The 23,321-nt window shown below is 55.1% G+C and carries 15 protein-coding genes, 5 tRNA genes and 1 pseudogene; all 21 read right to left on the reverse strand.

The features are described from left to right. A partial coding sequence (locus tag VM163_03105; protein HUT02863.1) for a DNA-directed RNA polymerase subunit beta' occupies positions 1–2,735 on the reverse strand: 2,735 nt, incomplete at its 3' end. Positions 2,736–2,827: 92 nt separating this feature from the next. Continuing rightward, positions 2,828–7,075: pseudogene (gene rpoB / locus VM163_03110) on the reverse strand (DNA-directed RNA polymerase subunit beta). A 15-nt stretch (positions 7,076–7,090) separates the two neighbouring features. Then, positions 7,091–7,477, reverse strand: coding sequence for a 50S ribosomal protein L7/L12 (gene rplL, locus VM163_03115; GenBank protein HUT02864.1), 387 nt, complete (start codon positions 7,475–7,477; stop codon positions 7,091–7,093). Between the two features lie 48 nt (positions 7,478–7,525). Then, on the reverse strand, positions 7,526–8,071 hold the full coding sequence (gene rplJ / locus VM163_03120; GenBank protein HUT02865.1) for a 50S ribosomal protein L10: 546 nt from the start codon (positions 8,069–8,071) through the stop codon (positions 7,526–7,528). 8 nt (positions 8,072–8,079) lie between these two features. Continuing rightward, a complete protein-coding gene (rplA, locus tag VM163_03125) occupies positions 8,080–8,787 on the reverse strand; it encodes a 50S ribosomal protein L1 (protein ID HUT02866.1) in 708 nt (235 codons plus the stop codon). 40 nt (positions 8,788–8,827) lie between these two features. Next, complete coding sequence (rplK, locus tag VM163_03130; protein HUT02867.1) at positions 8,828–9,253, reverse strand: 50S ribosomal protein L11; 426 nt, start codon at positions 9,251–9,253, stop codon at positions 8,828–8,830. Positions 9,254–9,277: 24 nt separating this feature from the next. Then, complete coding sequence (nusG, locus tag VM163_03135; GenBank protein HUT02868.1) at positions 9,278–9,961, reverse strand: transcription termination/antitermination protein NusG; 684 nt, start codon at positions 9,959–9,961, stop codon at positions 9,278–9,280. Between the two features lie 25 nt (positions 9,962–9,986). Further along, positions 9,987–10,169 carry a preprotein translocase subunit SecE gene (secE, locus tag VM163_03140; GenBank protein ID HUT02869.1) on the reverse strand — a complete coding sequence of 61 codons (183 nt, stop codon included), beginning with the start codon at positions 10,167–10,169 and terminating at the stop codon, positions 9,987–9,989. Between the two features lie 41 nt (positions 10,170–10,210). Then, positions 10,211–10,287: transfer RNA gene (locus VM163_03145), tRNA-Trp, on the reverse strand. A gap of 26 nt (positions 10,288–10,313) precedes the next feature. After that, entirely contained in the window at positions 10,314–10,484 is a 171-nt protein-coding gene (rpmG, locus tag VM163_03150) for a 50S ribosomal protein L33 (GenBank protein ID HUT02870.1), read from the reverse strand. Between the two features lie 23 nt (positions 10,485–10,507). Further along, positions 10,508–11,707 carry an elongation factor Tu gene (gene tuf / locus VM163_03155; GenBank protein HUT02871.1) on the reverse strand — a complete coding sequence of 400 codons (1,200 nt, stop codon included), beginning with the start codon at positions 11,705–11,707 and terminating at the stop codon, positions 10,508–10,510. Positions 11,708–11,802: 95 nt separating this feature from the next. Then, positions 11,803–11,875: transfer RNA gene (locus VM163_03160), tRNA-Thr, on the reverse strand. 22 nt (positions 11,876–11,897) lie between these two features. Further along, positions 11,898–11,971: transfer RNA gene (locus VM163_03165), tRNA-Gly, on the reverse strand. A gap of 428 nt (positions 11,972–12,399) precedes the next feature. Then, positions 12,400–14,280: a choice-of-anchor D domain-containing protein gene (locus tag VM163_03170; protein ID HUT02872.1), complete on the reverse strand. Its 1,881-nt coding sequence runs from the start codon at positions 14,278–14,280 to the stop codon at positions 12,400–12,402. A 38-nt stretch (positions 14,281–14,318) separates the two neighbouring features. After that, the gene (locus tag VM163_03175) at positions 14,319–18,593 is read right to left on the reverse strand and encodes an Ig-like domain repeat protein (protein ID HUT02873.1); all 4,275 of its coding nucleotides are present in this window, start codon (positions 18,591–18,593) and stop codon (positions 14,319–14,321) included. Between the two features lie 84 nt (positions 18,594–18,677). Then, complete coding sequence (locus VM163_03180; GenBank protein HUT02874.1) at positions 18,678–18,875, reverse strand: hypothetical protein; 198 nt, start codon at positions 18,873–18,875, stop codon at positions 18,678–18,680. Between the two features lie 81 nt (positions 18,876–18,956). Then, positions 18,957–19,038: transfer RNA gene (locus VM163_03185), tRNA-Tyr, on the reverse strand. A 21-nt stretch (positions 19,039–19,059) separates the two neighbouring features. Continuing rightward, a tRNA-Thr gene (locus tag VM163_03190) sits at positions 19,060–19,131 on the reverse strand. A 513-nt stretch (positions 19,132–19,644) separates the two neighbouring features. Continuing rightward, on the reverse strand, positions 19,645–20,901 hold the full coding sequence (locus VM163_03195) for a glycosyltransferase family 39 protein (protein HUT02875.1): 1,257 nt from the start codon (positions 20,899–20,901) through the stop codon (positions 19,645–19,647). Then, the gene (locus VM163_03200; protein ID HUT02876.1) at positions 20,898–22,730 is read right to left on the reverse strand and encodes a DUF2079 domain-containing protein; all 1,833 of its coding nucleotides are present in this window, start codon (positions 22,728–22,730) and stop codon (positions 20,898–20,900) included. The genes VM163_03195 and VM163_03200 overlap by 4 nt, the downstream gene beginning before the upstream one ends. 24 nt (positions 22,731–22,754) lie before the next feature. After that, positions 22,755–23,321: helical backbone metal receptor (locus VM163_03205; GenBank protein ID HUT02877.1), on the reverse strand; the 567-nt coding region annotated here is incomplete at its 5' end.

Consider the following 23,321-nt stretch of genomic DNA (forward strand, 5'->3'; position numbering starts at 1 on the left):
TTGATCGTGCCGCAGTCATCCTCTGTTACGATCACCTCCTGCGCGACATCAACTAGAATCCGGGTCAAATAGCCAGCGTTCGATGTCTTAAGAGCCGTATCCGCCAACCCCTTCCGACCACCGTGAGTCGAGATGAAATACTCTAGAACGCTCAACCCCTCCCGAAAATTGGCATTGATTGGTGCCTCGATGATCTCGCCCGAGGTCTTGCTCATAAGGCCTCTCATGCCTGCAAGCTGCAGTATCTGCTCGGTGCTGCCTCTAGCTCCAGAGTACATCATCATGAAAACTGGATTGAGCCCCTCCGCTGCACCGAAATCCACACCACCACCATCCGCCTTCGACGCCGCAAGCGCCGAGATAACATTCTTGGAAACGAGGTTCTTGGCCTTCGTCCAGATATCGACCGTCTTGTTATGCCGCTCCCCATCGGTGATCCGGCCACGGTTAAAATCCGAGATCACGCGCCCGACTTTCTCGTCCGCATCTTTCACGATCTCGTGCTTATCCTTCGGGATCGTGATGTCGGTGATCGAGATGGAGACGCCCGAGAGTGTGCTGTATTTGAAACCCAAGTCTTTCAGATTATCCAGCACCCTCACTGTCTCTGCAAGCCCAAACAACGTGTGGATCTGAGTTATGTGCTTCGCAATGGCACGCTGCGTCATCACTTCATTGATTAACGGGTAGCCTTCCGGCATCGTGGCGTTAAGTATGATACGACCCGGCGTCGATACGACCGCGTTTCGGTACTTAAAGCTATTAGTCCCGCCGCAGCGAGGGCATCTTTTCACCTTTTGCTCCTTCTGGCGGACAAAGCCACACTTCTCGCACAACCACGTGACCGCAGGCGTGAACTCCTCTCCTAAGCAAACAAGGCATTTGCGGGGATGCGATCTCGACTGAATCAGATTCCCGCACACGCTACACTTGAAGACGGGTATTCTAACCCTAATGGTGTCCAAGAGCGAAATACCCCCAAGTGAGTGCACCGTTATCACCTCATCCAAGTCGGCAAACACCCCACCCCTGGGAACCTCCTCACGAACCTTTGTCAAGTAAAAACACCCCAGCACCATGTCCCTCGATGGCACAGCCAGCGGATGGCCGTTTGCAGGCGAGAGAACATTGTTGCTCGCAAGCATCAGACAGAGTGACTCCGCCTGAGACCTCACCGACAGTGGCACATGCACCGCCATCTGGTCACCATCAAAATCAGCATTGAAGGCAGCGCAAACGAGGGCGGGCACTTCGATCGCCTTACCCTCGATCAAAATAGGCTTAAAGGACTGAACGCCCAGCCGGTGCAACGTAGGCGCTCGATTCAACATGACGGTGTGTTTCTGAACTATTTCGTTGAGAATACGCCAAACCTCAACATGCTCCGAATCCACCATCTTCCTCGCGCTCTTGACCGTTGCCGCCAGCCCATCCTGTAGAAGACGGTTATAGATAAATGGCTTGAACAGCTCCAGTGCCATCCGCTTCGGAAGCCCGCACTGATGAATGCCAAGGTGAGGCCCAATCACAATCACCGAACGGCCTGAGTAGTCAACTCGCTTCCCAAGTAGATTCTGCCGGAACCTCCCCTGCTTCCCCCGAAGCATGTCCGTCAGAGAACGAACAGGCCGATTATGAGGCGCAACGACCGGCCTGGAACGACGCGTGTTATCCAAAAGCGCATCGACCGCCTCCTGAAGCATCCGCTTCTCGTTACGAACTATCACTTCTGGGGCCTTCAACGCTAACAGCTTCTTAAGACGATTATTACGATTGAGCACCCTTCTATAAAGATCGTTCAGGTCGGAAGTGGCAAATCGCCCACCATCGAGAGGCACGAGCGGCCTCAGGTCCGGTGGCAACACCGGAATAACGGTAAGGATCATCCACTCAGGCTTGTTCACCATCCGACCCGCGGTCCCCGAGTGGCGTAAGTCCTCCACTATCTTCAGCCGCTTGACCGCCTTCTTGGACGTCTGCACCGGTATCCGAACCGCCTTGCCCTCCGGCGGCGAGCCGCCCTCCTCCATGATGCGCTCCGAAACCTCCTCAAACAGAAGCCTATCAACGATCTGATTGACCTCGAAATCGCTGTCCCTGATGTCCTTGATCTTAACCCTCGGACGAAGCGATGCCCGCAACTCCTCTGCCAACTCATCAAGCTGCAAAAGCTGCAGAAGCTCCCGAATCGCCTCAGCGCCCATTTGAACTCGCAGGCCAAGAACATTCTTCAAATGCCGGTACTCATCCTCCGAGACAAGCTTGCCTCTCTTAAGGCCAGATTCCCCGGGCTCAATCACTACGTAAGACTCATAGTAAATGACGCGCTCGAGCTGCTTGATCGTCATGTCCAGCAAGTACCCAATCCGTGAAGGAGGCGCCTTGAAAAACCATATATGTGCGACCGGACATGCCAATTCTATGTGCCCAAGCCGCTCTCGACGAACAATCGACCGGATGACCTCAACGTGACACTTCTCACATACAATCCCCCGGTGCTTCATGCGCTTATACTTGCCGCAGTTACACTCAAAGTCCTTCACTGGGCCAAATATCCTAGCGCAGAAGAGCCCATCACGCTCGGGCTTGAAAGTGCGATAGTTGATCGTCTCTGGCTTCTTCACCTCGCCATGGGACCACTCCCGAATCCGCTCCGGAGATGCCAAACCTATCCGAATAGCATCAAACGGCTTCGGTTCTCTGGGCTTGTCAAAAAGATCTATTGATCTGTCCAACACATAACCTCCGGTCACCTTGTTATTTTGATCCCATCTTCAACCCGCTCAAACTCAAGAGAAGCCCGAGAGAACCGTGGGCGCCTCCGCGTCTCCAAAAGCTCTAAGTCGAGGCCAAGGCTCTGAAGCTCCTTGATCAAGACGTTGAATGATTCCGGCGTTCCCGGTCTTGCTAGGTCCTGTCCCTTCACAATCGCCTCGTATATCTTGTTGCGACCCTCCACATCATCGCTTTTGACCGTCAAGAACTCCTGAAGTGCGTTCGCAGCTCCAAACGCCTCAAGCGACCAGACTTCCATCTCTCCCAGCCTCTGCCCACCGGACTGGGCCTTGCCTCCAAGTGGCTGCTGTGTAACCAACGAATACGGACCGGTTGAACGGGCATGCATCTTGTCGTCAACCAAATGATCGAGCTTCATCACATAGATGTAACCCACCGTTACCTTCTGGTCGAATGGCTTGCCAGTCTGCCCATCATAAAGCATAACTTTCCCATTTTCGGGCAGACCTGCAAGCGAAAGGGCATGTCCTATCTCTTCCTCTGTGGCACTCGAGAACACTGGACAGGCCACTGGCAGCCCATACTTCGCAATCACGCTAGCGAACCCCCTGAGGTCGCTGTCGGAATACCTCTTAAGGTCGGCCTCCTTCGCTTCATCACCCTCGTAGATGGCGAGGAGCCAATCTCGAAGGGCCTTAGTGTCGCACCCATTATTCAGCATCGCACCCGTCTTATCGCCTATAACCTTCGAGGCCCACCCCAGGTGCGTCTCCAACAACTGCCCGACGTTCATCCGTGACGGGACACCAAGCGGACTTAGCACCATATCCACCGGCGTACCATCCTCAAGATAAGGCAGGCTCTCAATCGGAAGCACCTTGGCCACAACGCCCTTGTTACCGTGTCGACCGGCCATCTTATCCCCAACGTTCAGGTTACGCTTTATCGCCACGTAAACCTTTACCATCTGAATCACGCCCGGCCTGAGTTCGTCCCCACCACGTATCCTCTCGCGCTGCTCTCTATAACGCGTCTCCATCAGCCCTATCTGGTCGCTGGCGAGCTTCTCCACCTGCCTTAGTCGTGCCCCGAGCTCGCCCTCCTCTTTTTGAGCGATCTCATGAAGCACGTAATAGATGAGCTTCGCAAGTCTAGTGCGGGCAATCTTCTTGCCTTTCCTACAAATGACCTTCTTCGTTCCAGGAACGACATACTCGTGTGTGAGAACTGCCCCGGAAAGAATGCGACGCATGATCCTGTCCCGACCAGCTGTAATAACCCTCCGCTCGTCATCCTCGCGACTCTGGATGTTCGCCAGTGCAGCTTGGATGACCTTGTGCTTGCCAAGCTGCTCCTCAGCCGAACGGCGCGCAAAAACCCGCACGTCAATTACGGTCCCGCTCACGCCCGGATGCACAAACAGTGAGGCGTTCTTGACCTCTCGCGCCTTGTCACCAAACAAGGCCTTCAGCAGCTTCTCCTCCGGCGAGAGCTGCGTCTCAGCCTTCGGAGTAACCTTCCCAACCAAGATGTCGCCCGGACCAACCTTAGAGCCAATTCTGGCAATACCGCTGCTATCCAAATGCCGAAGCGCCTCGGGGCGAACGTTCGGGATGTCCGGAGTGATCTCGTCAGGCCCGAGCTTGTTGTCTCTAGCCTCTGTCATGAACTCCTCGACGTGAATCGAGGTGAAGATATCATCACGAACAACACGCTCAGAAACCAAAATGGCGTCCTCGTAATTATAGCCGTGCCAGGGCATGAAAGCGACCAATATATCCCGACCAAGCGCAAGCTCACCGCCACTGATGGCGTAACCATCCGTTATCAAATCGCCGGCCTTCACCCTCTCGCCAACGCGAACTGATGGACGCTCGTTTATGCACGTGTTCTGATTGGATTTCATAAACTTCTTTAGGTAATAAAAATCGAACTTGCCATCAGAAAGCCGATTGCCGTTCTCATCGAAGATCACCTCGTCATCAGCCTCAGCCACGATTCGGCTGCCTGTTACACTTACAACTTCACCGCTTCGCCTAGCGGTCTGAACCACTCCAGAATCCCTGGCTGCGATCTTCTCCATCCCCGTTCCCACAAGAGGGGCCGAGGGCTGCATCAACGGAACCCCCTGACGCTGCATGTTCGAGCCCATAAGCGCTCGGTTCGCATCATCATGCTCCAGAAACGGGATTAGAGCCGCGGACATACTAACGATCTGACCTGGCGAGGCATCCAAATACTTTATCTTCAACGACGCCTCAGTGTGGAAATTACCTCTGAACCGGGAGGCCACCCTGTCCGAAGCCAGGTGCCCGTCCTTAGTTAGCGGCTCACTAGCCTGAGCGATGTGATATTCGTCCTCCTCGTGAGCGTCGAGGTAGGTAACAGTCTCTGCAACATGGCCATCCTTGTCCAACTCACGATACGGCGTCTCAATGAACCCCCGGTCGTTGACCCTTGCCAATACCGTCAATGAAGCCAAAAGGCCAATGTTCGGACCCTCAGGAGTCTCTATCGGACATATACGCCCATAGTGTGTCGGATGAACGTCCCTGACCTCAAACGTCGCCCGCTCCCGCGTCAGCCCGCCCGGGCCAAGCGCACTAAGCCTACGTTTGTGGGTCAGCTCCGCAAGTGGGTTGGTCTGCTCCAAAAACTGCGACAGCTGGCTGCCGCCAAAAAACTCCCGGATCACGCCGCTGACGACCTTCGAGTTCACCAGGTCCTGTGGCTTGAGCTCCTCCACATCTTGCGAATTGATCTTCTCCCGAATAAGACGCTCCAGACGAAGAAGCCCCAAACGAAACTGGTTCTCAAGGAGCTCGCCTACTCTCCGAACGCGCCTGTTACCTAAATGATCAATGTCATCAACCTCGCCCTCGCCAGCCTTCAACTTGAACAAATACGCAATCGTGTCGATCACGTCCTCACGCGTCAAACTCCGCTCTGAAAGCGGCGTCTTCTTCTTGAACTTGAAATTGAACCGAAGGCGACCTATCTCGGAAAGATCGTATCTCTTGGGATTAAAAAACAAATTATTAAAAAACTTCCGAGCCGCCTCATCGTCGCTAGCATCTGCGAATGAGCTCAGGTAGGACCGGCTGGCGGCCTGATCCTTGCTTTGCTGCTCCGGCTCCTCGGACACGACATCTAACCCAATCTTCTCCGCCTCGACTGTCTCGAAGAGCATGTTCGCAAACTCAGCGCTCCGGGAAGGATACAGCTCAAACCGCTCGACTTGAGCCCTCTGAATCGCATCAAGGTCGGCGTCGTCCAGCTCCTTGTTCATCGGAACGATAACGTTGTCCTCCTCGTCGTGGATGTCCCAGACAACCTCACGCCCCAAGAACTCCTCACGACTCATGGGGAGATACTCCAGCTCACTCTTATCGATCCTCGCAAGTGCGGCCTTCGATATCCTGTGATGCTTCCTTACAAGAACTGCCCCGCTCTGGGGGTCAACTACGTCCTGCTTGGGCCGATAGGCAAGATGTATCTTCCGATTCAACTTGCTCTTGAAACTACCGTCCGGCGACATCTCCACCTGCTCAACGCCGATGAAGCACTGGATCACCTCTTCCTTCGTCCTTAAACCAAGCGCACGCAACACTGAGGAGGCGGGTATCCGCCGCTTACGCTTGTTCGTGTCCACGCGGGCCTGAAGCACACCGCTCGCATCGAATAAAAACTCAAGCCACGGCCCACGTTCCGGAACGATGCGAGCAGAGTAGTCCTCACGCCCAACCTCCTTAGACCGGGCAAAGAAAACGCCAGGAGAACGGTGCAGCTGGTTCACAATAGTCCGCTCAGTCCCATTGATTATGAAAGTGCCCTTCGAGGTCATTAACGGCATCTCGCACAGGAAAATCGTCTGCTCAACTATCCCCTCTTTCTTCGGCTTCCTCACCTCGTCCGAAACGTCGAACCTCTTGAGGCGAAGCCTCACTCGCATCGACGCAGCATACGTCATCTCGCGCTGCAGGCACTCCTCCTCCGTATAACGCGTCCCGAGCCGCCGCATTGCCAAGTGACCACACCGCTCGCATGGCTCCAAGCTCTGAAAATAATGCGATGTCTGCCCACAAGGACACACATATTCCGCACCCACCTCATAAGCCACAAACTCGAGCTCGCAGTTGCGACTCGCGTTCTCAATGGGAAAAATCTCCTCAAATACAGCTTCTGCGCCTATCGACTGCCGCTTCTCCGGCGGAACCTCTCGCTGCAGGAACCTGTCAAATGACTCCGTCTGAACCGCCAGCAGCGACGGAATCTCGACGGCACTTCTCGTCTTGACGTAACTCCGCCTAATGTCAACCGGCTTACTCGCCGATATCATCTAATACCTCCCCAATTACTGGATCTCGACGGTACCGCCCGCTTCCTCGATGACCTTCTTGAACTCCTCTGCATCTTCCTTGCTGAGGCCCTCCTTCACCTTTGCCGGTGCCGATTCGACAAGCTCCTTGCTCTCCTTCAACCCCAGATTGATCAGGCTGCGAATCGCCTTGATCACGTGTATCTTCTTCTCGCCAAACGACTTCAAAAGCACGTCAAACTCGGTCTTCTCCGCGGCGGCCTCAGCCGCCTCACCCGCCGGCACTCCTGCCACAGCCGCGGGTGCGAACGCTGCGGCCGAAACTCCAAATCGCTCCTCAAGCTCCTTGACCATGGTCGAAAGGTCCTTCACGGACATGTTCTCTATGAATTCGACCACCTGCTCCTTCGTTAGCTCTACCATGCACTTCCTCCACTTATTAAAAAGATGGGCTCACAAAATCCGCCGACCTCACTCCGAGGCGCTCGACGGCCTGCCCTCTTTTTTCTCTTTGATCGCCTGCAATGTTCTGACAAGCCCGGTGACCGGCCCATTCAGGACAAAAACCAGCTTTGAAATCGGTGCCTGCAATACACTAGCCAACCTCCCAACCAACTGCGGTTTGCTCGGCAACTTGGCTATCGCCGTTACCTCCTCCCCTGAGGCATACTCGCCATCCACGAAACCAGCTTTTATCTTAAGGCCTTCAAGCCCCTTTGCAGCGTCCGTGAGAATTTTCAACGCCACTAAGGACCCATCATATCCAATCCCTAACGCTGTCTGCCCCACCAGATCAGAGTCCAAACACTCCAACGGTGTGCCCGTTATCGCACGCCTGATCAGGTTGTTCTTGGCAACAATGTAATCTACATTCGCATCCCGCGCCTTGTTCCGAAGCTCGGTTATCTCGGACACCGAAACACCCGAAAAGTCAACAAGCACAACCGCCTCCGCGGTAGAAAACCGGCCAGACAGGTCTTTCACAACTGCCCGCTTGTATTCCAATCCTCGAACCATGTTGTAACCTAGCCCTTCAGTGATGCAGCTGTTTGCACCGGGTCAATCTTTATCCCCGGACCCATCGTTGTCGATACCGTCAGGCTCTTCAGGTAGCGACCTTTGCTCGCAACCGGCTTGGCCCTGATCAGACTCTCAAGAAACGCCCTTGCGTTCTCAACCAAAAGAACCTTCCCAAAATCCCGCTTCCCAAACGGCACATGGATGTTCGACGTCCGGTCAACCTTGAACTCAATCTTGCCAGCTTTAAGCTCCTCGACAGCCCTCGCGACCTCAAACGTTACCGTCCCAGTCTTAGGCGAAGGCATTAACCGCCTGGGGCCAAGAATGCGCCCAAGCTTGCCAACCTTCGACATCATATCTGGCGTTGCAACAACCGCGTCAAACTCCAGCCAACCGCCCTGTATCTTCGTGATCAACTCATCCCCGCCAACGAAATCAGCACCGGCCGCCTCAGCCTCTTTCTCCTTTTCACCCTTCGCAAAAACCAGCACGCGGACCTCCTTACCCGTGCCATGCGGAAGATTCACCGTGCCCCGAACCATCTGATCAGCATGCCGCGGATCGACACCAAGTCGCCCTGCCAAGTCCAACGTCTCGTTGAACTTCGTGAACGACAACTCACAAGCCATCTCTATTGCCTGCTCCAGAGTGTAATACATCTCGCTATCGATCTTGGCCGACGCCTCCAAATACATCTTGCCCCGTCTCGTCATTGCACTACTTCTCTCAATTGCCCAAACCCAACAAAACCAACTAATCCTCGACCTCGATGCCCATGCTCCTGGCTGTCCCGCTGAGTATCTTCACCGCACCATCAATGTCTATCGCATTGAGGTCTGGCATTTTCTGTCGGGCCACTTCCTCGAGCTGCGCACGAGTTATACGACCAACCTTCGTCTTGTTCGGCTCCGCGGAGCCTTTCGCAAGACCAACCGCTCGCTTTAAGAGAAAACCAGCCGGCGGATTCTTAGTCACGAACGAAAACGACCGGTCCTTATATATGGTAATCACAGCCGGTATTATCAAACCTTTCTGATCCTTCGTCCGCTCATTGAACTGCTTGCAAAACTCCACGGGCGCAACCCGATACTGACCAAGTGCGGTCCCCACGGGGGGAGCAGGTGTCGCCGCACCACCCTCTATCTGCAGCTTCAACCTCGCGATAACCTCTTTAGCCAAAGCACCTATCCTCTCTCATGCTTCCTAATCCTCCTCACCCGCAAGCTCAACCTGATCAAAAGAAAGCTCAACAGGAATCGGGCGTCCAAATATCCCCACCGTTACCTTCAACCGCTTCTTGTCACCCGACACATCCTCAACGTCTCCTGAAAAAGGCGCAAACAAGCCCTCGACTATCTTAACGCGGTCCCCAACCGCGAAAGGAACCTCCCTCACGCCCGCGCGCTGTCTCTGCTTCTTGCCCTCCTCGATCGCCGTTATCTCCTCGTCCGTAAACATCTGCAACTCATCGTCGCCAGACTTGACGAAACCAATTACTTTCGGCGCTGCGGTGCAGACATTAACTACATCCCGAGTAAGCTCCATCCGCAAGAACACATATCCGGGGAAAAGGGCACGCTCTCGCCTCATCTCGCGTCCATCAAGGCGCCTCGTTTTAACCTGTTCCGTCGGAACGTAAATACGGGCTATCTTGCCCTTAAGCTCCTTGTGCGTCTCGCTCAAAAAAGATATGGCCTTGCTGACTGACTTCTCGTAGCCGGAATACGTGTGAACCGCATACCAGTGGAACCGGCTGTCCTCTTCCTCCGCGCCAGACTCATCCGAGGTCGCCTCGCCCACCGCAGCCTCTTCCTGAGAAGAGGCGGATGCAGCGATCTCCTCTGGCTGAACCTCGCGACCCTCCTCGCCCTCGTTTCCTGATGTCAAGACTGAACGCTCCAAACCTAAACCCCTACTTCAACGCGAAATGCAGTAGCACAGAGAACAACTTGTCCACCACACCGAGATACGCCGACACAATCAGCGTCGCCACGATCACAACCACCGTCGCTGACATTATCTGATCCTTGTTCGGCCACGTTACTCGCTTTAGTTCAAGCCGAACATCCCGAAGGAACGTTATGAGCTTGTTCATCTTGACCCCATATCATCATCGTGCTAAGTCCACAACTCGAATGGCAGGCCAGGAGGGATTCGAACCCCCAACTTCCGGATTTGGAGCCCGGCGCTCTAACCATTAGAGCTACTGGCCTTCATATATCAGTCCGGCCTCGAGGCGCTATCTGACCTCTTTGTGAGAGGTATGTTTCCTGCAAAACCTGCAATACTTGCTCAGCTCTAACTTATCCTGGTGCTTACGCTTATTCCGCGTGGTAGTGTAGTTCCGGCGCTTGCAGTCCACACAGCCGAGCGTGACTATCTCTCGCTGCTTCTTAGCCTTCTTGGCCACCAGCTGCTCTCCAGACTATAATGTTACTCGATTATCTCTGTGATCGCACCGGCCCCAACCGTCCTGCCACCCTCGCGGATGGCGAAGCGCTGCTCCACCTCCATCGCGATCGGGCATATCAGCCGGACTTCCATGTCAACGTTGTCGCCCGGCATTATCATGTTGACGTTCTCCGGAAGACTGATCGTCCCAGTCACATCGGTTGTCCTGAAATAAAACTGCGGCCGATAGCCGTTGAAGAACGGCTTGTGCCGACCGCCCTCTTTTTCGGACAGAACGTAAATCCTTGCCTTGAAGTGCGTGTGCGGCGTGATAGTCCCAGGCTTGGCTATGACCTGGCCACGCTGGACCTCACTACGCTTGATCCCACGCAACAGCACCCCAATGTTGTCGCCCGCCTCGCCAGTATCGAGCGTCTTGCGGAACATCTCAACACCTGTGCACACCGTCTTCCGTGTCTCGTGAATCCCCACTATCTCAACGTCTTCACCCATCTTGATCACGCCGCGCTCGATTCTCCCTGTCGCTACCGTGCCTCGTCCTTGGATGCTGAAAACGTCCTCGACAGACATCAGAAACGGCTTTTCAATGGCTCTCTCCGGTGTCGGAATGTAGTCATCAACGGCATGCACGAGCTCAAAAATTGACCCGCAGTTCTCACATTCATCCTTGCCGCAGCCACACTCAAGAGCCTTCCGAGCCGAACCACGGATTATCGGCACATCGTCTCCGGGATACTCATACTTGTTCAGCAGCTCACGAACTTCCATGTCGATGATCTCGATCAAGTCTGGATCGTCAACCAAATCGGTCTTGTTGAGATAGACAACTATGTAAGGCACGCCCACTTGTTTGGCGAGAAGAATATGCTCCCTTGTCTGTAACTTCGGACCGTCGTCCGCCGCAACAACCAGAATCGCCCCATCCATCTGAGCCGCTCCCGTGATCATGTTCTTTATGTAATCAACATGACCTGGACAATCTACGTGTGCGTAATGCCTCTTATCCGTTTCATACTCGACGTGAGCAATAGCGATCGTTATCCCTCGCTCACGCTCCTCGGGGGCCTTGTCGATCCTGTCGAACGGTGTGTACTCAGCAAGCCCCCTCTTGGAAAGACAAAGCGTCAACGCAGCAGTCAACGTCGTCTTACCGTGGTCAATGTGACCGATCGTGCCAACGTTCACATGAGGCTTCGTCCGCTCGTACTTCGCCTTTGCCATCATAAACCTCCTAAAATACAGTCAATGCGAGGAATCCAGCAAACAACCTTAACGTTCCTCAAAATCGTCTCTTCTGTCCCAGAACTCGTCTCAGAAGCCCACGACCGGACTTGAACCGGTGTCCTCTTCCTTACCAAGGAAGTGCTCAACCTACTGAGCTACGTGGGCAGATATAAATGTCAAATAACTAAGCGGGAAACGGGATTCGAACCCGCGACCCTCAGCTTGGAAGGCTGATGCTCTAGCCAACTGAGCTATTCCCGCCCGAATCCCTCGTTCGAGGCCGACTAATACAACACCCCCTCGCCCATGAAAGGTGCGAAAAGCCCAATCTAACAGCCAGTAAGCAAGCGCCAGCACTCTACTCCCTCAACCAACTTCTATAACAAATATAGGGTCTGCACGAACTAAGTCAATATCATTCTTAACAAACGTAAAAAAACCCCCGCACCTCCCAGCCTCGGCGATCAACCGCCTTTCAAAGCCATGCCACAGGGCAAGCAAAAAATGTCCACCAAACTGTCCAATTCAGATAAAGCAGAACACTACTCAACTTTTGCAGTCAAGTCAAGAGAAAAAACACACCGCGACCGCCCATGTTCCGTAGTTTTTCAAAACCCAAAACAAAAAACGGGCGCCTCAAGCACCGAGGCGCCCGTCAATTAACAATTAAACACTCTTCGGAGCTATCGCTATTGCAGCGAAAAAGTCGCCAAACCAATATCAGAAAGCGGCGTCATCGTCCCTGGCTCAGTAAGTGCCGCGTAGATCACGTAGTCGCCAATCTGATTGAACGGCGCCCATGCGGGTAGGTTCATTGTGAAAGCAACGCTCGAGAGCTCAAAGCCTGCATTCAACGAAATCCCCGCGAGCATTGGAGCACAGCCCTGAACCCATCCGGCCTCCCCAAATCCAGTTGGACACCAGAAAGACCCATCGGGCGCGAACATCACGACGTAGAAGTCCGCCGTCAGCGCGAACGGCACCTCTGCGTCAAGCGAAAGCTGAACCGTGTCACCGTTCGCCGAATACGTCTCCTTGTCCGCCGAAATATCCACAAAGGGCTCGCCCACAACCCAAAGTCCCGTTGTTACCATATCAGTCACGAATTCAAACGTGCCCGTGCGAAGCGCGGCAATCCTGAGCGTGTAAGCGCCTGACTTGACCACCATCGGCACCTCACAAGGCAGCGTCTCAGAAAGAAGCTCCGTCGTCTCGTCGTGCCCTGTCTCGATCTCCCAGGCGGTCCTATACATCGAGAAGCCTTCTGTCCAAGTGCCACCCGATGAGGCGGACCAGCTACGCTCCTCACTATCCCCATAGTCAAACGTCAGAACTGCATAGAGGTCGATCGACACCGGCTCATCGGTGTTGGCAACGCTCATCTCGATCGTCAACGTGTCACCGAAATGGAACGTATTCTCATTCGGCCATATATCCACCGTGAACTCACCAGAAACCTCGACACCGGCGCCCGAGAGAGCAATCGTCATTACAGGCGTATCCGGATCATCAGTAACGACCAGGATCTCACCCACAAAATCACCCTCTACATAAGGCGCAAACGCCACGCTGACCATCACACTGACGCCCGGCGCAAGCTTCTGAGGCAGGTCGCCCGTGAACAAGACTGGAAACACAGGATCATCGCTCGAGACCTCGCTGATGGTTAAGTTCGCGTCACCGTAGTTGCTGATCGTAAATGAACTTAGAGCCTGCGTCCCAACGTCCACCTCCCCAAAGTCCAGGCTGTTCGTGCTGACATACGCGTCTGGCGCAGGGATGTGATAAACAGTCAAAGCATCTGGAACGCTTGGCGCAGCCTCCACGTTGCCGACCTTGTCCTCACAAACAGTGTAGAACCGATAACTCCCCTGACCCTCAGGGGCGGTGAACTCGAACTGACCGGCTGTTCCAGTTCTCTCGAGCCCGGAATCTACCCACTCACCACCATTGTAGCTGAACCAAAGCCCGGTCGTTGAAACGCCTGCCCCATCGTCCCGAGCGGTGAACAGAACATAAAAAGGAACCGCCTTCACCGAAGCCGGAGCTGTTACCGATGAGATCGGCGTCGTGGCGTCAACCCTGACGCCGTCGTCCGGCCCAGCGGTCGGCTCCGCGTTCAGAGCATAGTCGAACGCCTTAGTGTAGAACTCGTAATACCCATCTGCGGCAATATCAGGCGTGAAGGCGAACGTGCCCGATGCCTCCGTCAGCATCGTTGCCTTCGCCCAGCTACCATCGCCGTAGCGGTAGTAGAGATCGATGTGCTCAACGCCCGTTCCGGTGTCTGCACTCGTGTAGTCAACCGAGAGCGGGAATGCGTTGACAAAGGTTTCCTCGATCGAGCACGACGACGTCGGAACCGTCCGGTCCACCACGATCGACCCGTCAGCCGCATCAGGCGCCGCCTCGACGTTCCCGGCAACGTCCGAGGCTATTGTATAGAAGCTGAACGTCCCGTCAGTCAAGGTACCCGGCATGTAGTTGAATCTGCCTGAGGACTTGGTTGAGGAAAGACCCGTATCAACGAAGGCCTCGTTGCCGAAACTCACCCAGAGTTCCACACCCACAAGCCCAGTTCCGCCATCAGAAGCAGTGAACGAAACGGCTATCGGAAGCTGTTCGTGTATTCAGCGGATACGCTCGCCACGGAGACAGGGGCGACTGTGTCGAATATGACGGTCGCATCCGGCTCACCTGGCACAGACTCAGCGTTGCCCGCATTGTCCGTTGCGATGGCATAGAATCTATAAACCCCGGCGACAAGCGTCTCTGGCGTGTAGTCGAAGCTCCCCTCGGTGCCGGTCGCTCTTAGGGCAGTATCCTCATAAGCTCCGCCGTCAAGCGACACGTAAAGAGCTACACTTGCGATGCCCGACGTCGTGTCAGCCGCAGTGAACGGAAGCGTAACGGGGAACGCGATGGCATAGGTCCCCTCAAACGCCACGGAGGAGGTCGGCGCCGTCTGGTCAAAGACCAAGGCACCACCGTCCGGCGACTCCGGCAGTGACTCCAGATTGCCCGCGTTATCCAGAGCTCGCGTTGCGAACTCGTAGGTGCCATCGCCATGGGGAGCCTCGAACGAGAAGCTGCCATCTGCCATAACTGACAAGCCGCTCGCCACATTGGTAAGCCCAGAATCCTCCCAAAGCCCGCCGTCAAACTTGAACCAGAGCGACACGCTAGCTAAACCGCTTGCCGAATCATCCGCCGTGTATGGCACATTGATCGGCGTCGTATTGGCAAAAACGCCCTCGGTAGGAAGGCCAGCCGCAGACGTCGGCTCCGTCGCATCGTAGAGCGTCGTCGTTACCGGCTCAGAGGGCAACGCCTCAACGTTACCACTGTTATCGCGGCCAACCGTGCAGAACCCGAACGTGCCCTCGCCCCACGCCGAGACATCAACGTTGATGACGCCACCGTTGGCCGGACCAACCAAGCCTGTATCCTGCCAGGCGCCACCCGTGTATATCCATCCGGAGACGGAGCTCATCCCAGAAACCGCGTCAGACGCCGTATAGGTCACCGGCACTGTCGTATCATTCGTGAACTCGGGCGAGTCGCAGCTCGTCTGAGGCGCAGTCCAGTCTATCGTTATCTGGTCGTCCGGCGCAGCCGGAGCCGCCTCAGTGTGGCCGGCCTCGTCCGACGCCACCGTGTAGAAGTAATAGGTACCCTCAAGGGCAGAAGCAGGCGTAAAGTCCAGAGTGCCCAGCTCGCCCACCCCTGAAAGGCCAGTATCGACCCAGCCTCCGTCCTCGAACTTCACCCAGAGGGCCACGTTGGTAACCTGCGTTACTGTGTCGCTAGCACCAAAGGTCACCTCGATCGGGAAGCCTGTTCCGTAAGCGTCAACGCTCGCAACCGATTGAGGCGGCAGCAGATCGACCGCAACAGCGCAATCGTAGCCACCCGGCGGGATACCCTCCACGTTGCCGGCCGTGTCCGTCCCTATCGTATAGAACTCGTAAACGCCCTCGTTGCCCTGGGTGTTAAACACGACCGTCCCATTTGTATCGTGAACCGTCGTGAACAGGTAGCAGGTCCCCTGATAACAGTAGTAGATGTCGATCTTGACCAGGCCATAGTCCTCGACCGTGGTGTATGTCAGGTTAAACTGCGCACCTGGGCTGATGGAGGTCGCGCTGACCGATGTCTCCGGCGCAATGCCGTCATAGAGCGTGGTGGCATCTGGCGTCTCAGGGATCGGCTCCATAATCCAACTACCGCTCGTTGCCCGAGTGAAGAACTGGTAGAAGCCATCGCCGTCTGCGCAGCTAAAATCAAACGCTCCAGAAGGGTCCGTCGAGACCGTTGAGGTCGTGATCCAGCTGGCCGAATCTGCATCGCCCAACGTCGCGCCGTATCGATAATACAGCGTAACGTGGTCATAACCATCGTTGCCGATGTCAACGCCAAACGTAATCGGCACAGTCGGCTCCGTGACATACCCGGGCGCGTCCATGCTGGAAAGCGCAAACCTCGGGTCGTAAAGGCAGGTCGCGTCCGCGTCGCCGTCCGTTCCCTCCACGTTTCCTGCACCGTCGGTCGCCGCAACGTAGAAGTTGTAGTATCCAGGCCCCATGTCGGGCGCCCAGACGAACTGGCCGGAGGCCTCTTCCGAATAGCGCCCGGTGTCCCGAAGCGTGTCATCTATAACACCGTTTAAGTCAGTGTAACGATAGAACAGATGAACGTCCGAGATTCCAGTATAATCATCCGCCGAACTGAACGTCACAGCTATCGTCGGGTCGTTCACAACACCACCAGTCTGGCCACTGCTCACCGGAGGCGTCGTGTCAAACGTGCACGTGCAGTCCGCAGCGCCCGGCACTTCCACGTTTCCCGCAGCATCCGTCGCGAGACTCATGAAATCATAGACGCCGTCCCCGTGCGGAAAAACGAACTGGAACGTCCCGCTCTCGGCAGAAACTGAATAGCCAGAAGTCCCGAAAGTGTCAAACAGGCCAGAATCTGCCCAATCTCCTCCGTCAAAGCTATACCAAAGCGCGACCTTCGCGATGCCAGAAAGGCTGTCGTTCGCGCTGTAATTCAGAGCCAGCGGCGAAGCAGTCGTCTGGCTGATACAATCAACCGAGGAGAGCGGAGACGTTCTATCAAGTAACACGGTAGCATCGGGTATGCCAGGCGGCGCCTCTTTATTGCCGACGTTGTCGGTGGCAATAGTTATGAGCTCGTAATCGCCGTCCCCCAACTGTGGTGTTAAGGCAATGGGGTCGAGCGAGAAAGTGCCGCTTACGCCTGCCAGACTTTGGTAGGAATCACGCCACTGGGTCTCCCCAGCAAAACGATACCAAAGCTTGGTCGAGGCAACGCCTGTCCCAGCGTCCGAGGCCGTAAAATGCACATCGAACGGAACTTCGCTGACCAGCGGGTCTGCCGTGCAGCTTGACTCAGGCATCGTCTGGTCAAGATTGACCGTTGTGTCCGCCGCGGCCGGCGCGTCCTCGACATTGCCGGCCATGTCTTGTGCAATTGTGTAGAAGCCATACACGCCGTCCCCAGCAGCGAACGTGAACGTGAAAGTCCCAGAACCAGCGGAATTCGTCTGGCCGGTGCCCGTCCACGCGCCGCCCTCATATTGATACCACAGAGCGGTCTGATCCAGCTGGTCGTTGTCGGACGCCGTAAAATCGACATCGACCGAGACAGCGTTCGTCTCATCTGTGCTCGTGCAGCTCGAGACCGGCTTCGTCGCGTCATAGAGAACATTGGCCTGCGAAGCCGCGGGCGGATTCTCAACGTTCCCATTGAGGTCTGTCGCTATGGTGTAGAAAGCATAGGCGCCTTGACCTTGAGGCGCATAGAAGTCAAACGTGCCGGCAACGCCTCCCTCAGAGAGCCCACTATTGGTCCACGCACCGCCCTCATGGCGATACCAAAGCACGGTCGAATCCACGCCACTGAGGTTGTCGTCAGCGGTGAAATCAACCTGAACCGGCAGATTCTTCCAGTAATACACGATACCCGCGGTCGCCAAAGAATCCGGCGCCATGTCGTCATATATTGTCGAGGCGTCAGGCGACCCAGGCGGGTCCTCCTCATTTCCGACAATATCAGTCGCCCGTGTGTAGAAATCATAGATTCCGTTGCCCGAGGCCAGGGTTACGTTGAAGCTGCCATTCTGGCTGCTCGAGCTGTCTATTAGGCTATAACCTCCACCGTTGCACTGCATCCATAGATCGACACTTGACACGCCTGATTTGTCGTCCGATGACGTGTAGTCAACAGTTATGTTGTTGCTCTGAGACCGAGCCGGCGCAGAACAGCTGGATGAGGGTGGATTGTAATCGTCATAGACATAAGGCCCGTCCAGCTCGCCAGAGCCGGGAAAGCGCGCTGTCCCGCCCCTGCCATCATTGGCAGTGAAGTAGAACGTCGCTAGCCCTTCCTGGGCAATTGTCCCAGTCCATACATACGTGCCGTTGTCCGGATCGCCAGTGTCGAGAAACATCCCATGAGGCACGTCATTGACATAGACCACAATCGAGGCCGGAGCGTCCCCCTCGTCATCGTAGTAGTCTATGTAGAAATTGAAGTCGGTATCGGTCCGACCAAAGGTGGGATCGAACGACGGGGTCGAGAGCTCGGGATCGGAATTACAGAGCGGTAGCCAGTCCGTCTCGATCTGGTCCCTTAGATTCTGCGCACAGCCAGTGTCATCGCAGCGTCCCACTCTTGTCCAAACGACGATAGGTGGTTCCTGACAGTCGATCACAACCGTCGTCGGGTAGCCCGTGCCCATGTAGTTACTGTAAACATCGCCCCACTCGTCCCAGCCGAAGTCCACGGTGTATCCGCCCTCATCCCTATAGTCGCGCCAGGCCGCAGCAGACTCGCCCGTCCTATGGTCGCAGCCCATCGAGATGACGTAAACTGGTTGATCAGGTCTGAAGTAATCCCAGATGTAGGTTTGATACGCATCCAGCGTAGCATGGCAGTGGCTTCACCACGTTGCCGACATCTCGAGGACAACTATCGCGCCCGGATACTCGTCGTAGAGCCAAAGCTCCTCCTCAGTATCGATATCTTGATACCGAACGTTCGCAGCGACGTCGCCGACGTTGGGCAACGCTGCCCACAAGCTCATGCTGGTAAAAAGAACCATTACCAGCACCATTGACAGGATAATATTGCGATGCATTTTCATACCTCCTTTTAGGTTTCGCATCGATCTTGTCAAAAACGTAATTAGCCGCCAAATCTTCCTACAAAACGGCCCAAATGGGGAGAGGAGGGTTCGAACCTCCGAAGGCTACGCCAACAGGTTTACAGCCTGCCCCCTTTGACCGCTTGGGTATCTCCCCACTAAACATGCGTTAACTTCAAGCTGGCGAAGGGACTTGAACCCCCGACCGGCTGATTACAAATCAGCTGCTCTACCACTGAGCTACGCCAGCACACATCAAATAAATCCTTAGAGCACAACAATAATCTCAAGTGCCCTTGAAAGTCAAGATGAAAACACTCCCCCCAAATCAGATTGGTCGTTTCTGAAGTTGAGCTCTGAAGCTGGCTGGCACATAGGCACGGGAGCTCATGTCGAAAGCCGAGTTGCTGCTTCTTTCACCTAACGGGTGCGAACGAGGAGTGCAGGCTGTAATCCCCGAGAGGGGATACCGTGGGTAGCCGTGCGTGCAACGCAACGGGGAGGTTAGAATGGGGGGATTGTGGCGCTATTCGCACCGTCAGGCTACGCCTGCGGCTACCCATGGTCTGCCCTTCGGGCAGGAGCTTCTGCCCTCCATCCGCGAGGCAGCCGCAACGTTCTCCGCTCCAATCTGATTATTGGGAAAAACTCCAGAAATCAAACCGAGCAACGGCGGTCTCGACGCCGGAGATCGCCAAATACATCGGCTGACCAACTTGTACCCGCGGCAAGGCCCGCTCGCTTCAACACCTCGCCGGCCTCGTCATGGGCCTGGCGGCGCAGTGAAACGCCGGCAAGCTCGCAGCTTGCTCAGCGTGCAGCCCGCAAAGAGGCAGATATATGGGTAGAGCACGAGGCCATATCGCGAGAGGGCACGAGTCAGAACATATCCCGACAAGAAATAGACTACGAGAAGCACGACCAGCATCACGAGTCGCTTGTCCGCAGACCTACAAAGGAGGATCGCCCCCAGTGCAAGTAGGATGTAGAGCGAGTTCTGAAGCACACCGGCCCAGACAAGCACGTGGCTGACCCTCGGTCGGATGATTGTGTAGTAGCCGACGTTGTTAAGCAGGGTAAGTCGGGGATAGTCAATGAAAACGACGAGTGTCTTGATAAACACCCGTCTCGGCAGATCAGATAGGTTCTGGATGAACGTGCGCATCCCCTCAGCCCGGAGATACTTGTTTTTTTCCACCCAGTTCATCGACAAAGACTTCTCGAAGACGTCGGGCAGCAGCAAGGGCCTCGCGATATTGTCGCGCGGCGGGAAATCCCGGTAGTTGCCGGTCAGGAAATTGAGTCCAAAGAGCGTCCCAGTAGGGATGAAGGCGTTATACTTGACATAATTCCTGATCACCCACGGAGACATGACGATAATGAAACCAACGACCGCCACAAGCGCCAGCGAGACCCGTCTCTTCAGCGACAACTTTGCGGCAACGAATATCAACAAGACGACAAGAGCGATCATTAGCTGGCCGGCGGCTTTGCAGAGCGTTGTGATGCCTAGCATGACTCCCGTCGCGAGAGCCCACGGCCATGTAGTTCTCTCCAACAGACGCAGGGTAACCACGACCGAGATACCGACCAGAAAAACGAATACGGTGTCCGGGTAAAGCACTCCGCAGTGGACGGCCGACGGCAGATGCAGGGAAAGCAGCATGGCGGCGGCAAACGCCGCCCACCTATCGCCGAGATACCGCAGACCGAGATAGAACACGAGCGCTGAAAGAAGCGTCGAGAGAACGATCTGCACGCCAACGACTGCCTTTGGGAACGCGCCGAATGCCCAATAGACCAGAGCGACGAAATAACCGTAGAGAGGGACCCTGATGGGGAACTCAGCCTCGCCTGGGGGCTGCCTATCAAGTGGATTACCAGCCAGAATGTTCTTGGCCATCACGTCATACTCGTGACCGTCGAGAATCACTGGCGGAATCCCGAAGACCCAGACAAACACGCCCCGAACAAGAAGTGAGGTAATAAAGATCACAAGAAGCGCCGCTCTTGTGCTCACTTCAACCCCTCAGCAGCAGCATGGTGTCTTCTAAATACATACACTGGACCCTCACGCCAGACCAGATCAAAACCTCGAATGCGCCCAGTTTTCCTGACTTTCTCCGCCACAGTCGCCTCCCACGAACTTGTAATCCTCTCGACGTTGACGATAGCATACTCCACACCGCCTGGTTCAAGCGCGCTCTCGCGCAGAAAATACACATCGTTGCTAGATGCAAGGTGCGGCAGCATGTAGCGAAACGCGGCCACAGGGACCTTCGGAGGCACCATCTTAAGCGCCTTTTTTTGCGCCTCGAAGTAAGTGTCCTTGTGCATCTTGGCTGTGCCCCACCACATAGGGGTGTAGGAGATCGCGACGACTAGCAGTAAAATCGATATTGCGATCAATAGGACTCGCCGGCGGCCTGCCAATCGCGATATTGTGAACAGGCTCGCCGGTCCAAGAAAAGCTGAAGGAAGAATGCCGTGATGGAATGTTATGGGGACTGGCCAGTTCACCAGCCCAACCACAACGAGGGCCGGGAGCAGGCCCATCAAGCAGTAAAGACTGCCGAAGGGAAGCATGAAGAGGAAAGGAGCCAACAGATAGAAAGCGAACTCCTGCCTTTGGAATTGCAGCAGGTTTCCTATCAGGATGTGGGGCTTGTCCAGCAAGACCACCGCCAGACTTGAGATGGACTTAACGTATGGATACTTCACAACCATCGTATTGTCTGGGGGTCTGAACAACGGAAACAGGATCAGAAAGACCACAATCAGCCACAGAACGTTGACGGCGGCCGGCAGGAGAATCCATTTTCTCGACCTTCGCTGAAGGACCGCAAACACCGGAAAGAGGAGCATTATGAACGGCACGTTCTCCTTCATTCCGTTGCAGAGCACCATCAAAGTCATGAACCAGCCAAAGCGCCTCGTCTCGAAAAAATAGATCACCAAAGGCACGAGGAATGTTGCGAGTAGGACTGGATGAAACCCGCCGTAGTTTTGGGCCATCGCCGTGGGGATAAGCAGATACGCAACGCTAAGCACTATGCTTTCGAGCGAACTCAGCCGCAACCTTGCTAGAAAAAAGAAAGGAATCGCGGCACAACCCATGACAATAATCCTGAAAACTATGAATACAGCCGCCGTTCTGAAGATAAGAAAAAAGGGCAGAATGATGAGTTTTATGGGCGCAAAATGATCGCCCACGAGCTCATATATCTGGTTGCCCGATTGCGTGTGCAACCTCGACAGAAAGAAATGTCCCTGTGACACACTATACTGTGCTGTTGTGAACCTCGAGAGGTCGTGCCAGTTGCCGAAGATGTAATAGTCCCACAGTCCCGTGCATAAGAAAAAAACGATATATATGAGCACGATTGCCGTGAGCAGACGGCGCTCGTTGCGCTCGACGAACGCGTCCATCCTTTTCAGCAGCCTGGGGTTGGACGCTACGATGATGAAGGCGTGCGCCCCAAAGATCAGCGCGAAGAGAAAGGCTTTCGGCCCAAGTTTCTCCATATAGCAGAGGAAATAAGTCCTAAGGGAGGTTGAGAATCGCGGGATAAACAAAGGGATGGTCAAAAGTGACAAGGCGGGCAGAAACGAAAGATAGCTATCTTGCGCAAGGACCCCGACCGGTTTGCCCGTCAAAAGCCTTGAGACGAACATGAAGTAGAGAATCGCCGCCAGGGCGCCACAGACGCCAAAGATGGCATACCGCGGTCCGTTGCTCAGGCTGGCGCACATCCCCGGGAAAAACCCACTTACGTAAAGCCCGACCAGCGCACCTGCCAGGGCGACAATAAGCCAGCGCAAAAGGTCTTTTCTGCTAACGTTATTCATTCTCTCAATACTTCAATCCAACGACTATTCTGCAAAAAGCTTCTTGTGAATCGTCATCAGCGCCCCAACCACTCTTGGCCCCGGCCGAGTCGTGACGTCCGGAGCCAGCAAATAGACCCTGCCATTCTTAACCGCAGGTATCTCTCTCCACCTCGCCAACGAGCGCAAGTCCTTCAACAACCCCTTGCGACTGCCGTGCCCAGTCACGAGAATGACGTCCGGTGCCGATGCCACAATGGTCTCCAGGCCCAACTTCGGGTAGCGAATGCCACAAGTCCCTACCACGTTCACACCTCCGGCTATCTCGATAAGCTCGCCGATAAAGGTCTCGGCAGTCGCACTTACTACCGGCTTGATGTCCAGCGCGATCAGAACCCTGGGCCGGCCCCTGCCTCTAGTGAGCCTCTCTGCCTTCAGCTTGACTCGCTTGACCACAAGCTCAATGTCGCTCACCAGTTTCTTTGCCTCGGCCTCGCGTCTGAAGAGTTTGCCCAGCTGATTGATTGACTCCGTCAGCCCCTTCATATTGTTGGGGAACACGCAGAAGACTGGTATGCCGAGAGACCTCAGGTTCGCAACTTCTGTCTTAGA

It is taken from the genome of bacterium (assembly GCA_035527515.1).
Lineage (GTDB): Bacteria > B130-G9 > B130-G9 > B130-G9 > B130-G9 > B130-G9.

Bases quoted from the DNA above. Each gene is read 5' to 3' on its own strand.
- secE (HUT02869.1), bottom strand. From the start codon at position 10,169: ATGAACAAGCTCATAACGTTCCTTCGGGATGTTCGGCTTGAACTAAAG.
- rplL (HUT02864.1), bottom strand. From the start codon at position 7,477: ATGGTAGAGCTAACGAAGGAGCAGGTGGTCGAATTCATAGAGAACATG.
- VM163_03180 (HUT02874.1), bottom strand. From the start codon at position 18,875: ATGCATCGCAATATTATCCTGTCAATGGTGCTGGTAATGGTTCTTTTT.
- tuf (HUT02871.1), bottom strand. From the start codon at position 11,707: ATGGCAAAGGCGAAGTACGAGCGGACGAAGCCTCATGTGAACGTTGGC.
- rplJ (HUT02865.1), bottom strand. From the start codon at position 8,071: ATGGTTCGAGGATTGGAATACAAGCGGGCAGTTGTGAAAGACCTGTCT.
- VM163_03175 (HUT02873.1), bottom strand. From the start codon at position 18,593: ATGGGCTGCGACCATAGGACGGGCGAGTCTGCTGCGGCCTGGCGCGAC.
- VM163_03200 (HUT02876.1), bottom strand. From the start codon at position 22,730: ATGAATAACGTTAGCAGAAAAGACCTTTTGCGCTGGCTTATTGTCGCC.
- rplA (HUT02866.1), bottom strand. From the start codon at position 8,787: ATGACGAGACGGGGCAAGATGTATTTGGAGGCGTCGGCCAAGATCGAT.